Genomic DNA, 565 nt, shown 5'->3' on the forward strand with positions numbered 1-565 from the left:
TCGCCCGGGAGGGCGTTGCCGCTCGCGCCGGTGCCGCCCTGTCCGCCGATGTCGGAGCCCACGGCCCCGCCGCCGCCGAGCCTGGAGTCGTGCGTGACGCCCTCGCCGCCGTCGGCCTGGCTGTCCGTGACGCCGCTTCCGCCCTGCGTACCCTCGCCCTTCCCGGTGGAGGGGTGGAGCGAGCCCGTGCCTGAACCGCGTGTCCGTTCGTCCTGATCGCTCATGTGCTGCCTCCCTTCGTGCCCACAGGCTAGGCGGGCGGCATTTGCGCTTCCCGGCGTCCGCATGAGCGGACGTTTCGATTCGGGGCCACACTCTACCGTCCAGCTGGACGGTACACTCGACCTACCGTCCAGCTGGACGGTCACGGAGGACCCATGAGCCGAGCCCCCGACGAGACCCGCTCGAAACTCCTGCACGCCGCCGCCCGCCTCATCCGCGACCAGGGCGGCGCCCGCCTCACCCTCGACGGCGTCGCCGAGGGCGCCCGCGTCAGCAAGGGCGGCCTGCTGCACCACTACCCCACCAAGGACGCCCTCGTGCGCGGCCTCGTCCAGGAACTCGC

The 565-nt window shown here is 72.9% G+C and carries 1 protein-coding gene and 1 pseudogene; one reads left to right on the plus strand and one right to left on the minus strand.

The features are described 5' to 3' along the window. Positions 1-224, minus strand: a pseudogene (locus DEIPI_RS39480) (hypothetical protein); the annotation flags it as partial. 153 nt (positions 225-377) lie between these two features. Here DEIPI_RS39480 and DEIPI_RS30200 point away from each other — a divergent pair. Continuing rightward, a partial coding sequence (locus tag DEIPI_RS30200; RefSeq protein ID WP_045234099.1) for a TetR/AcrR family transcriptional regulator occupies positions 378-565 on the plus strand: 188 nt, incomplete at its 3' end.

This window comes from Deinococcus pimensis DSM 21231 (assembly GCF_000519345.1).
Taxonomy (GTDB): Bacteria; Deinococcota; Deinococci; order Deinococcales; family Deinococcaceae; genus Deinococcus_A; species Deinococcus_A pimensis.